The following is a 13627-nucleotide window of genomic DNA, read 5'->3' as shown; positions in this document are numbered from 1 at the left end:
GTATCTGGTCAGCATCGACACCGACCCGGCGCGCCCGACTGAAGAAGGCGGCTGGTGGTGGGAAGTCGCGGTGCCTGAAGTGTCATCGCGTGAAGCGGTGCGCTCGGCGCGCGCGGACTACGAACACAAACTCACGGCGCGTTCGAAGCGCACGAAGGAATAACAGATGAGCACCTTCGATGTACGGATCGGTATCAATCCGCTTTCGTGGATGAACGACGACCTTCCCTCGCTGGGCGGCGAGACGCCGTTGAGCGTTGCGTTGACCGAAGGAAAGAAGATCGGCTATGAAGGCTTCGAGCTTGGCAACAAGTTTCCGCGTGAACCGGAAGCGTTGAAAAAGCTGTTGGCCGAGTACGATCTGGCGCTCGTCTCCGGCTGGTATTCCGGTCGCCTTGCGGAGCGCAGCGCGGAAGAAGAGATCGCAGCCGCAGGCCCGCATCTCGACCTGCTTGCGAAAAACGGCGCAACGGTGATGGTCTACGGCGAAGTGGCGGACTCGATCCAGGGTTTGCCGCGACCGCTCTATCAACGCCCGCGTTTTTTCTCCGATGACCGCTGGAACGAATACGCCAAACGCCTCAACACATTCGCCGAATACACCTTGTCCAAAGGTGTTCGTGTTGCTTACCACCATCATATGGGCGCGTACGTGGAGACGCCCGCTGACGTGGACCGGCTGATGAGCCTGACCAACGATTCCGTCGGCCTGCTGTTTGATGCAGGACATATCACGTTTGCGGGCGGCGATCCGATTGTCATGCTCGACAAACACATCGGCCGCGTTTGTCACGTACATTGCAAGGACGTGCGGCCGGAAATCATCAAGCTCGCGCGCAATCGCAACTGGAGTTTCCTCGACTCGGTCATCAACGGCGCGTTCACCGTGCCCGGCGATGGTGCCGTCGATTTCCCGTCGATCATCGCGCGATTGAAACGGCACGGGTATGGCGGCTGGCTCGTGGTCGAAGCCGAACAGGACCCGGTCATAGCAACGAGCTATACGTACGCCGAGAAAGGCTACAAGACGCTACGTGCGCTCGTTGATCAACAACTTCAGGAGGCAGCATGAGTCTGCTCGTCAAGGCATCGCGCGAAGGTCAGACCATCGCGCGTGTCACACCGGAAACTGCGTTATGGAAGCATGTGGGGTTCGCCGCTTATCGGCTGGAAACCGGCGATATCGTCCATGTGCATGAGGCAAAGCGCGAGGTCTGTATCGTCGTGTTGTCTGGAACGGTGAGCATTGAAGCTGGCGAACACAAGTGGGAGAAGATTGGTTCACGTGACAGCGTGTTCGAGGACACCGCGCCCTACGCCGTGTATTTGCCGCCGAAACTCGCCGCCATTGTGCGTGCGGATCGCGATGCCGAGATCGGCGTGGCGAGCGCGCCCGCTACGGGAAAATATCCGCCGCGGCTTATCGAGCCTTCGCAGATGAAACGCTCGACGCGCGGCAAAGGCGCGAATACGCGGTACGTGTGCGACATTCTTCCGCAAACCGAACCCGCAGAAGGTCTGCTTGTGGTCGAGGTGAAGACGCCGGGCGGACATGCATCGAGCTATCCGCCGCACAAGCATGACAAGGACAACGTGCCGGTGGAGAGTTCGCTTGAAGAGACTTACTACCATCGGCTGAATCCGCCGCAGGGGTTTGCCTTTCAGCGCGTCTATACCGACGAGCGCGATCTCGACGAAACCATGGCCGTGGAAGATCACGACGTGGTCATGGTGCCGCGTGGTTATCATCCGGTCGTGGTGCCGTATGGTTACGATAACTATTATTTGAACGTGATGGCCGGCGACAAACGCACCTGGCACTTCAAGAACGATCCGAAGCACGAGTGGATCGCGGAGCGCGACAGCAAGGCTTCCTGATTCTTCAAACGCCGACAGAAAGCCATTCGCGCGTGATGCGCTCGTTCGCGGCGAGCGCGTCGGGGGTGTCATCGAAGACGATCTTGCCGTGTCCCATCACCGCGACGCGGGTTGCCAGTTCACGTGCCATCGTCATGCGCTGTTCGATCAGCAGGATCGCCACACCGCGAGTTTGCAAGCTCTTCAGACAGGCTGCGACCTGTTTCACGATTTGCGGCGCGAGGCCTTCCGTGGGTTCATCGATAATGACAAGCGACGGATCGCCCATCAAGGTACGGGCGAGCGCGAGCATCTGTTGCTCGCCGCCGGAGAGCAGGCCGGCTTTCACAGCCTTGCGTTCGTGCAGTATCGGGAAAATTCGTTCGGCTTCGGCCACGCCAAAATGCGATCCACCGCGCTTCATGCCGAGCAACAAATTCTCGCGGACGCTCAATGTCGGAAATATATCGCGTTGTTCGGGTACATAACCCATGCCCATCCGCGCGATTGCGTAAGGCCGCTTCCCTATCAGCGATACCCCGCGGAAATTCGCCGCGCCCTCCGCATGCACGAGACCCATCAGCGCTTTTGCAAGCGTCGAACGTCCCGACCCGTTGCGCCCCGCGAGCACGACGACCTCGCCTTCGCCGATGCGCAAGCTTACGCCATGCAGCACATGACTTGAACCGTACCACGCGTTGAGTTCGTCGATTTCCAGCAACGCGGTCATGGTTCGTCACCGAGATATGCGGAACGAACGCCCGGGTCTGCGGCGATTTCATCGGGCGTTCCGGTCGCGATCACGCGGCCTTGCACGAGCACCGAAATACGATCGGCAAGTGCGAACACAGCTTCCATATCATGCTCGACGATCAGCAAGGTCTTGCCCTTCGTGGTCTCGCGGATCAATGAAAGGGCCTGCGCCGCTTCCAAACGGTTCATGCCCGCGGTGGGTTCGTCGAGAAGTAAGGTCGATGCATCCGATGCCAGCGCCAGGCCGAGATCGAGCGCGCGCAACGCTGCATAGCCAAGATTCGAGGCCGGCTCGCTGCTGCGCTCGGTCAAACCAATCGCTTCGATAACACGTTGAGTCTCGCGATCAATCACGTTCGATCCGAACCATCTCGCCGACCACGACGCGTGAGAACCAAGCACTGCACATCGAATATTGTCCCATACGCTCAGGCCGGTGAATACGCTTGAAGTCTGGAAGCTGCGCGCGAGGCCCTTGCGTCCCAACCGGTGAGCCGGTAATCCCGTCACATCCGTGCCGTTCAGCATCACATGGCCGCTCGAGGGCAATGTGCGCCCTGCGATGATATCGAACAACGTCGATTTACCCGCGCCGTTCGGACCGATCAACGCATGACGTTCGCCCTGGCGAACGGTGAGATCCACGCCTCGGAGAATTTCGGTGGCACCGAAACGCTTTGTGATTTGCCTCAGTTCGAGCGCGGTAGTCACTGTGCGTTCCGGGATTTTCTTGTGAGCAGCAACGCGACCATGGCGCTGAATAACGCGAAGCCCCAGGGACCGACACTGTGACCATCGAGGCGCAAGCCTGCGACGTGCGCGAGGCCATCGCCGTGGGTATCGAACTGAAGTGCGTAGGCGAGTTCGGTCGCGGTGACAATAGCCATGAGCCAGGCAACTGAAGCACATAAAGCGAGAGCAGGATGATTCCGTGATCTTCCTGTCATCAAGCCCGCCAGACCCGTCGGCGCCGCCACCACGGTCCACACAAAAAACAGCCCGAGATATGCCACCCATGCAGGGGACACGCTTGCCACAGCCACGCTGAAAAACGTGAGCAAGACGGCTCCCAGCACCGGCCCGAAAAACATCCCCGTGCCGCCAATAACGACAGCAATCAGCACGCTTGCCGAGCGCGGCAGCCCCACCCCTTCCGCCGATGCCAGTTCCACGTTGATCAGCCCCAGACCGCCTGCCACGCCTGCAAAAAACGCGGCCACGATCACCATGACGAAGCGCACGCGCCGTGGATCGAAACCGATGGCCGCGGCGCGCACGGGGTTATCGCGGACAGCATTCGCCACGCGTACGAACGGAGTGCGCGAAAACACGAACATTGCGAGGCATGCGAGCACGCACCAGACGGCGATCAACGCATAAGCCTGAATCGCAGGCCCAAAGCTCAGCCCCAAAATTGCCGGTCCGCTTGCACGATCGATGGAAACCCCGCTCTCGCCGCCGAACCAGTCCGGCACGAGCCACACGGCCGCCGCAACCAGTTCACCGATACCCAGCGTGATCATCGCGAACGTGGTGCCCGCGCGGCGCGTGGAGAAGAAGCCGGACACGATACCGACAAGCGCCGCTGCAAGGCCGCTTATCAAAGGTAATAGCGGCAGTGGCAAGGGGTATCGATTGAAGATTTGCGCGGTGGCGAATGCGCCGAGGCCGGCATATATGGCGTGACCAAACGACAGCAATCCCGTCTCGCCGAGCAGCAGATTGAATGACAGTGCAAACACGATCAGGGTCGCCGTTTGAGCGAGGTACGCAAGCAGCCAGCTTTGCGAGCTGAACACAGGCGGCAACGCGAGACCGGCCACAAGCAACAACCACGGCGTTACACGTCTGAGCTCAAGCATCGTCATCGCCGCGCTGTCCGAAGAGTCCGCGTGGCCGCAATGCGAGCATGGCGACGAGCAATACGTACGGCAACAAAGGCGCGATCTGCGCGACGCTCAACGCGGCCCATGCAGCCGGCAGCGTGGCGCCTAAGAAGTTTGCGACACCGCCGAGCGACATGTTCGTTCCAACAGCAAACGTCTGCACGCAACCGATCAAAATCGATGCCACGAGCGCCCCGCCGATCGATCCAAGGCCGCCGACGACAACGACTACAAACACGATCGGCCCGATGTTCTCGGCCATTGAAGGTTCGATCACGAACAACGGCGCACCGATCACGCCGGCGAGCGCGGCGAGCGCCGTGCCTGCGGCAAACACAAGTGTGAAAACGCGCGGCACGTCATGCCCGAGCGTCTCGACCGTCGACGCATGCGTGATCGCGGCCCGCACGACAAGTCCTATCCGCGATACCCGCAGCACCACATACAACGCTACGAGCATCGCGAAGGACACGAACATCATGAACGCCCGATAACGCGGGAACGCTGCGCCGAAGAGCGTGAAGAGGGGGCCATCCAGGGATGGAGGAACAACAGCGTTGAACGGTGCGAGGCCCCAGACGAGCTTGACGGCTTCAGCAATCAGATACGCCGCGCCGAATGTCAGCAACAACTCGGCGAGCGCGCCGCGCGTTTGGATTCGCCGCAGCAGGAAGCGCTCGAACAAGGCGCCGAGCGCACCGACAACCAACGGCGAAAGAAGCAACGCAAACCAGAAGCCAAATCTTGCCGCGAGTGCGTAACCAACATACGCGCCGAGCATGTAGAAGCTCGCGTGAGCGAAGTTGAGCACGCCCATCATGCTGAAGATGAGCGTGAGTCCCGCCGACAGCATGAACAACAACAACCCGACGCTCACTCCATTCAGAAGGTTGATCGCGAACCACTGAATGAACGTGTTCACGCGGCGCGCTCCTACCCGTTCACGAGCGGCTTGAGCGCCGCCACGAGCGCTTCGGGCAATGGCACCGGACGGCGGGTATCGCGATCCACGTAGACGTGCACGAAATGCCCTTGCGCGGCCGGCTGCTCCGACCCGGCGCTGAAGATGCCGACTTCATACCGCACGCTCGTTGAACCGAGCCGCGTGACGCGCAAACCGGCATCGATGCGATCAGGAAACGCCAGTGACGCGAAGTAGCTGCAATGCGTCTCGACCACGAGGCCGATGGTCTTGCCGGCCTCCAGATCGAGCGCGCCTTCGCGAATCAGATACTCGTTCACCACCGTATCGAAGTAGCTGTAATACACCACGTTGTTCACGTGGCCGTACATGTCGTTGTCGGACCAGCGCGTGTTGATCGAAAGAAAATGCGGATAATCCGCGCGCTTCGTGGGTACAGGTCGCGTCATGAATCAGAACGACTCCTGCAACATGCGCCGATAATCCTCCGCACTCGCCTCGCGCGGATTCGTCTTGTGGCAATGATCAGCAAGCGCGCCCTTGATGATCTTGTCGAACATGCCTTCTTCCACGCCCATTTGCGACAGGCGCGTCGGCAAGCCAAGACGCTCCGTCATGTCGTGAACGGCCTGAGCGATATCTGCGTTGGCGGGGAGGTTCATCACGCGGCGCATGCGTGCGAAGCGGTTCTCGGCAACCACGCTCGGCGCGCTTTCGTTAAAGCGCAGCACGGCCGGCAGGACCACCGCGTTCAGCGTGCCGTGATGCAAGCCGGTGCGCCCGTTCACGACCAGTCCGCCCATTGGATGCGAGAGCGAATGCACGCATCCCAGGCCCTTCTGGAACGCCATCGCGCCTTGCATGGATGCGCTCATCATGTTCAGGCGCGCATTTCGATCCTGCCCGTCGTGCGTCGCCTTTTCAATATTTGCCCACGCGCGTTCCAGCCCGTCGAGCGCAATGCCGTCGGCGGGAGGATTGAACGCGGAGGCAAGAAACGTTTCGATGCAATGCGCGATCGCGTCCATGCCGGTCGCCGCGGTCAGCATGGGCGGAAGTCCAAGCGTCAGCGATGGATCGCAGATCGCCGATTTCGGCAGCAGATGCCACGAATGGAAGCCGAGCTTGCGGCCGTCGTCGAGAATGATGATTGCGCCGCGCGCCACTTCGCTGCCGGTGCCCGACGTGGTCGGCACCGCGATCAGCGGCGCGGCGTCCGCCGTGATCTTGTTGCTGCCACCTTCGATGGTCGCGTATTCGGTCAGCGTGCCAGGATGCGTCGCGGCGATCGCCACGCCCTTCGCCAGGTCGATAGCCGATCCGCCGCCCACCGCGATCAGGCCATCGCATTTCTCACTCTTGTAGAGCGCGGCGGCTTTCATCACCATGGCTTCGGTCGGATTCGACGGGGTTTCGTCGAAGATGGGAACCGCGCCGGCGTCGAGCGTCATTGCCTGGACGGTCTGCGAGACGAGGCCGGCGGCGAGCACGCCCTTGTCCGTGATGATCAGCGGCCGCCTGATGCCGGTGCGCGCGCATTCGCCGTCGAGTGACGCAAGCGCATCGAAGCCGAGATGAATGTGCGTGAGATAAAAGATGAAAGCCATGACGTGTCCCCGTTTTTAGTCTGCGTCAGGCATGTTAGGAGTGCCGGGAGACGCCGTCAATCGAGTCCGTCGATGGCACAAAATGTCACGATCCTTGGCGGCACCGCTCGCAGGACTATTGTCCCGGCCGGTCCACATACTCGACCACGAGCCCGCGACGGCGCATCCACTCCGCCACTGCGTGTCCCGTTCCCGCGCGCCACGGTCTGAGCTTCGCCGGCTCGACCAGCCGGTATTCGAGCAATTCCGGCGATAACGCGATCGTCCCGTTCGCCTTCACGTGGTACGCAATGATCAGCTCATTCTTGCGGATGAATTCGTACACGCCGACCAGCTCCACCGATTGCGCGACGAGCGCCGTCTCCTCCAGCACTTCTCTCGCAATCCCTTCCTCCGGCGTCTCACCGTTTTCGAGAAAACCCGTGATCAGCGCGAACATGCCTTCAGGCCATGCCGCATTGCGCGCGAGCAGGATCTTGCCCTCGTACTCCACGATGGCCGCAACCACCGGCAGCGGATTGTTCCAGTGAACGAAACCGCATTCCGGGTCCGGGCACGCCAGCCGCACGCGGCCGCCTTCGTGGGCGGCATCGGCACGTTCGACCAGCTTATTCGCATCGCGCGGACAGAAATGGTATTCGATCATGGTCAAATTCCGGGAAGTCGAGCGTTCAACGCGCGGCGCAAAGCGCGCGGATTTCAGCGGTGAACTGTTCCACCGTTTCCGGCAGGGTGTCCCACGCGCACATCAGCCTGCAGCCACCCGAGCCGATGAACTGATAGAACTTCCAGCCCTTGTTGCGCAGCGCCTGCGCCACATGTGGCGGCAGTTCGGCGAACACGGCGTTGGACTGCGGCTTGAACATCACCTTGACGTCTTCTATATCCGCAAGCCGGTCGGCCATCAACTGCGCCATTGAATTGGCATGGCGGGCGTTGCGCAGCCAGACATCGTTGTTCAGAAGGCCGAGCCACGGCGCCGAAATAAATCGCATCTTCGATGCCAGTTGCCCCGCCTGCTTGAGCCTGTAGGCAAAATCGACGGCCAGGGCCTTATCGAAGAAAATCACCGCCTCGCCGACCGGCAAGCCGTTTTTCGTGCCGCCGAAACACAGCACGTCTACGCCCGCGCGCCACGTGATTTCCGACGGGTGCACGTTCAGCGACGCCACCGCATTCGCAAAACGCGCGCCGTCCATATGCACTTTCAGATGCCGGCGCTTGGCAATCGCCGCGATCGCACGGATCTCCTCGACGCTATACACGGTGCCCACTTCGGTGGACTGCGTGAGCGTGACGACCTTGGGCTTCGGGTAGTGGATATCGGCGCGGCGCGTGACGATTGCTTCGATGGCATCCGGCGTCAGCTTTCCATCAATACCCGGCGCGGTCAGCAGTTTCGAGCCGCCGGAGAAAAATTCAGGGCCGCCGCATTCATCGGTTTCGATGTGCGCGAGTTCGTGGCAAATCACCGAATGGTAGGACTGGCAGAGCGACGCGAGCGCCAGTGAATTGGCTGCCGTGCCGTTGAACACGAAAAAGACTTCGCAGTCCGTCTGGAAAAGATCGCGGATGCGATCGCAGACGCCTTGCGTCCAGGAATCGTCGCCGTAAGCGGGCTCGTGGCCGCTATTGTTGGCATCGATCAGCGCTGCTAGCGCTTCGGGGCAAATACCGGCGTAGTTATCGGAGGCAAAATGTTGCATGCGGTCTGGAGCCAGGGCAATATGGACGTGGCCGTCATTTTAGCGGTTCATGTCCGAATCCGCGGAGACGTCAATAAGACGATGCCGCGGACCTCATTGCCCTTCTACAGATTAATCTGATTACTTCGCGGCGGGTTGGCTCGCTGCCGCGGCTTGCTTGTCCTTCTTGTTAGCCTCGTGATGGCCGATCGCACAGCCGCCTGCCGCGCCCACCACGCCGTGCTTACCCGCTACGTGGCCGGCCACGCCGCCGACCGCCGCGCCTTCGAGACAGCCCTTCGCATAGACCGCGCCGGTGGTGAAAAGCATTGAGGATGCGAGTGCGAGCGAGACAAATTTCTTGTTCATGAACGTGTTCCTTTTTGTAGTCGATGCGCGGGACTTCGTGTCCGCGCTAGCCGAAGAACCGCAAGGTCCGTACCTGTCGATCGGCTTGCAATAGTTCGCCCCGAATGGAAAAAGCCCGTCGTGTTGATTACACGACGGGCTTTTGACCCTGGTTCAGAGACAGCTTTAGAGCTTCCCCTTCACCCACTCGTTGACACCGGCGAGCGCTGCTGCCAAGTTCTGCGGCTCGGTGCCGCCAGCCTGCGCCATATCCGGCCGCCCGCCGCCCTTGCCACCCACTTGCTGTGCGACGAAGTTCACGAGATCGCCCGCTTTCACTTTCTTCGATGCCTCCGCCGTCACGCCTGCAATCAGGCTGACCTTGTTGCCATCGACGGCAGCCAGGACTATCGCCGCGTTCTTCAGCTTGTCCTTCAATTTATCGACGGTTTCGCGCAATGTCTTGCCGTCCGCGCCCGGCAACTGCGCAGCCAGGACATGTACGCCGCCGATCTCGACTGCCTGCGACACCAGTTCGTCGCCCTGGCTCGATGCCAGCTTGGACTTCAGCGCGCCGAGTTCCTTTTCCAGCGACTTCACGTGCTCCTGAACCTGCATGATGCGCTGGGTCAGCTCCGACGGCTGCGCCTTCAATACCGCCGATGCCGCGTTGATCCGCGCATCGAGGTCCTGCACGAAACGCACAGCGTTGTCGCCGGTAATGGCTTCCACGCGGCGAATGCCGGCTGCCACGCCGCCTTCCATCACGATCTTGAACAGGCCGATATCGCCCGTGCGATTCACGTGGGTACCGCCGCACAACTCACGCGAAAAGCCGAGATCCAGCACACGCACCACGTCGCCATATTTCTCGCCGAAGAGCGCCATTGCGCCGCCCTTCACCGCTTCGTCGTAGGGCATGACACGCACGATGCCCGGCGCGTTCGCCAGCACTTCCGCGTTCACGATTTCTTCCACGCGACGAATCTGCTCGTCGGTCATGGGGGCGTTGTGTGCGAAGTCGAATCGGGTCTTGTCGGGATCGACCAGCGAACCCTTTTGCTGCACGTGACCGCCAAGCACTTCGCGCAACGCCCGGTGCATCAAGTGCGTCGCCGAGTGATTGCGCGCTGTGCGCAGACGGCGGGTCGTGTCGATCTCGGCCTTCACCACGTCGCCCACTTTCAGCGTGCCTTGCTCGACCGAACCGTGATGACCGACCACGTCCGATTGCACTTTCAACGTATCGGCGACGGCGAAGCGCACCGCGGCGTTAGCGAGCACGCCCTGGTCGCCGGCCTGACCGCCCGATTCCGCGTAGAACGGCGTGTGATCCAGCACGACGATGGCTTGCTGGCCGGCGTGTGCTTCTTTAACCGATGCCCCGTCCAAGTAGATTGCGACGATCTTCGCGTCATCGAAGAACTCGTTCTCGTAGCCATGGAACGTGGTCTTCTCGCCCGCATATTCCAGACCTTGCGCCGACTTGAACTTGCCGGCCGAACGGGCCTGTTCGCGTTGACGGGCCATGGCTTCGTCGAACGCGGTTTCGTCGACCGTGATGCCGCGTTCGCGGCATACGTCCGCCGTCAGGTCCAGTGGGAAGCCGAACGTGTCGTGCAGCTTGAACGCGAGCTCGCCGTCGAGTTGCTTCGAGCCTTTGGCATCGAGTTCGGCGAGTGCTGTTTCGAGCATCGCCATGCCGTGTTCGATGGTTTCGAAGAACCGTTCCTCTTCCTGTTTCAGCACGTTCGTGACGCGCGTCTGCGCTTCTTTCAGTTCCGGGTAAGCCGCGCCCATTTCCTCGACCAGATCTGCCACGAGCTTGTGGAAAAACGCGCCCTTGCGGCCGAGCTTGTAGCCGTGGCGGATCGCGCGGCGCACGATACGGCGCAGCACATAACCGCGGCCTTCGTTGCCGGGGATCACGCCATCGACGATCAAGAACGAACACGCGCGAATATGGTCGGCGATCACCTTCAGCGAATTGTTCGTGAGGTCCGGCGTACCGGTTTCGCGGGATGCAGCCTTGATGAGCGCCTGGAACAGGTCGATCTCGTAGTTGCTGTGCACATGCTGGAGCACGGCGGCAAGGCGTTCGAGGCCCATGCCGGTATCGACGCTCTGCTTCGGCAGCTTCGTCATGTTGCCCTGGGCATCACGATTGAACTGCATGAACACGAGATTCCAGATCTCTATGAAGCGGTCGCCGTCCTCTTCCGCAGATCCCGGCGGGCCGCCCCACACTTCCGGGCCGTGGTCGTAGAACACTTCAGAACAAGGGCCGCAGGGGCCGGTATCGCCCATGGTCCAGAAATTATCCGATGCGTAGCGCGCACCCTTGTTGTCACCGATACGGATGATCCGCTCCTTCGGCACGCCGATTTCGTTTTCCCAGATGGCGAACGCTTCGTCGTCTTCCTGGTAGACCGTGACGGTGAGCTTTTCCGGCGGCAAGCCGTAGACTTTCGTCAGCAGTTCCCAGCAATAGTGGATGGCATCGCGCTTGAAATAGTCGCCAAACGAGAAGTTGCCGAGCATCTCGAAGAACGTGTGATGACGGGCCGTATAGCCGACGTTTTCGAGGTCGTTGTGCTTGCCGCCTGCGCGTACGCTGCGCTGGGACGTGGTCGCGCGTGAATACGGGCGCGATTCGGTGCCGAGGAACACGTCCTTGAACTGGACCATGCCGGAGTTCGTGAACAACAGCGTGGGATCGTTGCCGGGCACGAGGCTCGACGAGCGGACGATCGTGTGGCCCTTCGATTCAAAGAACTTGAGGAATTTCTCGCGGATGTCGGCGGCTTTCATGGCGTGCGGGTCTGCTTTTGTGTGCGGTGGCGACGCGCGTTCGTAGCTTGTGCGCGGCGCCGGGAGCCAGATTGGGATTGTCGATTATACGGGGTTTGGCGATGGATTCTGCCCGTGGCGGCGGACGATGGTGATGTGCGCGTGTTGATTTCTCCGGACGGGACGTCCGCGCAACGAATCTACGTGCGCAGTGCTCGCGCATGGACTGCAGACCAGCCACTGTTCAACGCCAATTCCGATTACAGACCGTGATCATGGTTCGGCATCAGCCATAATCAAAATAACCATTAACTTCTTTATAAAAACAAATAAAAATTCCGATACCGCGGAGCAATGCATAATTGTCGTCTAGCGAATTAAAATTTTCGCCGACGATGCGGCTACACCGGAATACAATTTCACTTCCACCTCTAAAACTGGCACCTGGTGTATCTAATGGCAGCGATTATATGAAAATATATACTCAGTTGCGAAGACCACGCAGATAGTGCGTAACGTTAATAAGCACTCAATCATTCAAAGAAACGCGTTCAATGCATCCACGGAACAAAATCTGCAAGGTCCTCGCCAGTGCGGCATGCCTGCTGGGGTTGGGCGCTGCCAGCTTGGATGCGGACGCATCCTGCTCCTTCGCGGATCCTCAAACTGCCCACGTTTATACGATCACCATTCCACCGCAGAGCCTTTCGCGAGATGTCCCGGTCGGCACCGTGCTTTACAAAGGCGAAGTCCCGACCATACCCGTCAGCGGCCTTTACGCATGGTGCGCGGCCCCTGGCATTTATCTGAAGTCTGTCACCGGCTCTACGCTGATATCGTCGACTAATAACGTTTTTACTTACGCTACCAATATCGATGGGATCGGCATACGTTTTTACGAAGGCAACAACGGGAATCGCGGAAGTTATTTCGGGCCTGGAATTACGGGCAACTGGGTGGGTTCATGGAATTACAGCAACTCATACTATGGCGTTGAAATAGTCCGTACGCAGCCCACCGGAGTCGGTCCAAGCTCAGGTACGGTTGCCGCAACAACTTCCGCAACGTTCACGCTCGATCAGCTACTGGTCGCCACCATCCAGTTCACGCCGTTCGAGGTCGGTGTGCAAACCTGCACTGTCACCACGCCGTCGATAAACGTCGACATGCCGCGCGCCCACACGCGTGATCTGCCCACGGTAAATTCCACTTATGGCGACACCACGTTCAACATGGGACTCAATTGCGCGGCCGGCGTCAAAGTCGCCATGACCATCACCGACGCATCCCAGCCCAACAACACGTCAACCACGCTGTCGCTGGGACACGACTCCACGGCGTCGGGAGTCGGCTACCAGATCGTGAACGGCGGCGTCCCGATCGCATTCGGTCCCGACTCAGCCGTACCGGGCGCGGCAAATCAGTTTGTCATCGTGCCGCTGTCGGTATCGGGCGCCTATAGCATCCCGCTGGTGGGCCGTTACGTTCGAACGGGAACAATGGTCCCCGGAAGTGCAAAAGCCTACGCGACATTCACCATGTCATAACAATGAGCGCGCCACTGGCGGGAATCTGCATCGTCGGTAGATCTCACGAGCCGTGAAAACGGCTTTGTCGAGCCGACAAAGTTTTACCGCACGCCCGCCCCGACCAGTCCGTTTGCGGATGACTCGTGCCGGCGGCTATAGCGACCCCGCCCTTGTTGTCCTTGATCGGCCCTTTGAAGATCACGAAGGAGCCGGCCATCATGCTTGCCTTGACCGTGTCGGCCGCCTTCTT

Annotated in this window: 13 protein-coding genes and 1 pseudogene; 3 read left to right on the top strand and 11 right to left on the bottom strand. The window is 60.2% G+C overall.

What is annotated here, in order from left to right; all coding sequences use genetic code 11:
* The first annotated feature begins 166 nt into the window (after nt 1-166).
* Both iolE and iolB read left to right on the top strand, forming a co-directional pair.
* On the top strand, nt 167-1072 hold the full coding sequence (iolE, locus tag ACRXB1_RS15865; RefSeq protein ID WP_449492513.1) for a myo-inosose-2 dehydratase: 906 nt from the start codon (nt 167-169) through the stop codon (nt 1070-1072).
* Entirely contained in the window at nt 1069-1878 is an 810-nt protein-coding gene (iolB, locus tag ACRXB1_RS15860) for a 5-deoxy-glucuronate isomerase (RefSeq protein WP_061999880.1), read from the top strand. Before iolE ends, iolB begins: the two co-directional genes overlap by 4 nt.
* Before the next feature lie 4 nt (nt 1879-1882).
* Here the strand turns inward: iolB and ACRXB1_RS15855 are convergent, their stop codons facing one another.
* The 10 genes from ACRXB1_RS15855 to alaS form a co-directional block, all read right to left on the bottom strand.
* Nucleotides 1883-2587, bottom strand: a complete 705-nt coding sequence (locus ACRXB1_RS15855) for an ABC transporter ATP-binding protein (protein ID WP_449492512.1) — start codon at nt 2585-2587, stop codon at nt 1883-1885.
* On the bottom strand, nt 2584-3321 hold the full coding sequence (locus ACRXB1_RS15850; RefSeq protein ID WP_449492511.1) for an ABC transporter ATP-binding protein: 738 nt from the start codon (nt 3319-3321) through the stop codon (nt 2584-2586). Before ACRXB1_RS15850 ends, ACRXB1_RS15855 begins: the two co-directional genes overlap by 4 nt.
* On the bottom strand, nt 3318-4472 hold the full coding sequence (locus tag ACRXB1_RS15845) for a branched-chain amino acid ABC transporter permease (protein WP_449492510.1): 1155 nt from the start codon (nt 4470-4472) through the stop codon (nt 3318-3320). Before ACRXB1_RS15845 ends, ACRXB1_RS15850 begins: the two co-directional genes overlap by 4 nt.
* Nucleotides 4465-5406: a branched-chain amino acid ABC transporter permease gene (locus ACRXB1_RS15840; protein ID WP_449492514.1), complete on the bottom strand. Its 942-nt coding sequence runs from the start codon at nt 5404-5406 to the stop codon at nt 4465-4467. Before ACRXB1_RS15840 ends, ACRXB1_RS15845 begins: the two co-directional genes overlap by 8 nt.
* A 23-nt stretch (nt 5407-5429) precedes the next feature.
* Entirely contained in the window at nt 5430-5867 is a 438-nt protein-coding gene (locus ACRXB1_RS15835) for an acyl-CoA thioesterase (protein WP_062167161.1), read from the bottom strand.
* A gap of 3 nt (nt 5868-5870) precedes the next feature.
* Nucleotides 5871-7025: an iron-containing alcohol dehydrogenase gene (locus ACRXB1_RS15830; protein WP_075357118.1), complete on the bottom strand. Its 1155-nt coding sequence runs from the start codon at nt 7023-7025 to the stop codon at nt 5871-5873.
* Between the two features lie 115 nt (nt 7026-7140).
* Nucleotides 7141-7671 carry an NUDIX domain-containing protein gene (locus ACRXB1_RS15825; protein WP_449492509.1) on the bottom strand — a complete coding sequence of 177 codons (531 nt, stop codon included), beginning with the start codon at nt 7669-7671 and terminating at the stop codon, nt 7141-7143.
* A 25-nt stretch (nt 7672-7696) separates the two neighbouring features.
* The gene (locus tag ACRXB1_RS15820; RefSeq protein WP_174364421.1) at nt 7697-8731 is read right to left on the bottom strand and encodes a threonine aldolase family protein; all 1035 of its coding nucleotides are present in this window, start codon (nt 8729-8731) and stop codon (nt 7697-7699) included.
* 120 nt (nt 8732-8851) lie between these two features.
* A complete protein-coding gene (locus ACRXB1_RS15815; RefSeq protein ID WP_372237029.1) occupies nt 8852-9040 on the bottom strand; it encodes a hypothetical protein in 189 nt (62 codons plus the stop codon).
* A 204-nt stretch (nt 9041-9244) separates the two neighbouring features.
* Nucleotides 9245-11869: an alanine--tRNA ligase gene (gene alaS, locus ACRXB1_RS15810; protein ID WP_449492508.1), complete on the bottom strand. Its 2625-nt coding sequence runs from the start codon at nt 11867-11869 to the stop codon at nt 9245-9247.
* A 605-nt stretch (nt 11870-12474) separates the two neighbouring features.
* On the opposite strand from alaS, the gene ACRXB1_RS15805 reads away from it, so the two are divergent.
* Complete coding sequence (locus ACRXB1_RS15805) at nt 12475-13395, top strand: fimbrial protein (RefSeq protein WP_449492507.1); 921 nt, start codon at nt 12475-12477, stop codon at nt 13393-13395.
* Between the two features lie 43 nt (nt 13396-13438).
* Here the strand turns inward: ACRXB1_RS15805 and ACRXB1_RS15800 are convergent.
* A pseudogene (locus tag ACRXB1_RS15800) lies at nt 13439-13627 on the bottom strand (hypothetical protein); the annotation flags it as partial.

It is taken from the genome of Caballeronia sp. M23-90 (genome assembly GCF_053574605.1).
Note: the sequence above shows the minus strand (reverse complement) of the source record. Positions and strands in the feature narration are given on the sequence as shown.

Bases quoted from the DNA above. Each gene is read 5' to 3' on its own strand.
- ACRXB1_RS15845 (WP_449492510.1), bottom strand. From the start codon at position 4,472: ATGCTTGAGCTCAGACGTGTAACGCCGTGGTTGTTGCTTGTGGCCGGT.
- ACRXB1_RS15825 (WP_449492509.1), bottom strand. From the start codon at position 7,671: ATGATCGAATACCATTTCTGTCCGCGCGATGCGAATAAGCTGGTCGAA.
- iolB (WP_061999880.1), top strand. From the start codon at position 1,069: ATGAGTCTGCTCGTCAAGGCATCGCGCGAAGGTCAGACCATCGCGCGT.
- alaS (WP_449492508.1), bottom strand. From the start codon at position 11,869: ATGAAAGCCGCCGACATCCGCGAGAAATTCCTCAAGTTCTTTGAATCG.
- iolE (WP_449492513.1), top strand. From the start codon at position 167: ATGAGCACCTTCGATGTACGGATCGGTATCAATCCGCTTTCGTGGATG.
- ACRXB1_RS15855 (WP_449492512.1), bottom strand. From the start codon at position 2,587: ATGACCGCGTTGCTGGAAATCGACGAACTCAACGCGTGGTACGGTTCA.
- ACRXB1_RS15820 (WP_174364421.1), bottom strand. From the start codon at position 8,731: ATGCAACATTTTGCCTCCGATAACTACGCCGGTATTTGCCCCGAAGCG.
- ACRXB1_RS15815 (WP_372237029.1), bottom strand. From the start codon at position 9,040: ATGCTTTTCACCACCGGCGCGGTCTATGCGAAGGGCTGTCTCGAAGGC.
- ACRXB1_RS15835 (WP_062167161.1), bottom strand. From the start codon at position 5,867: ATGACGCGACCTGTACCCACGAAGCGCGCGGATTATCCGCATTTTCTT.
- ACRXB1_RS15830 (WP_075357118.1), bottom strand. From the start codon at position 7,025: ATGGCTTTCATCTTTTATCTCACGCACATTCATCTCGGCTTCGATGCG.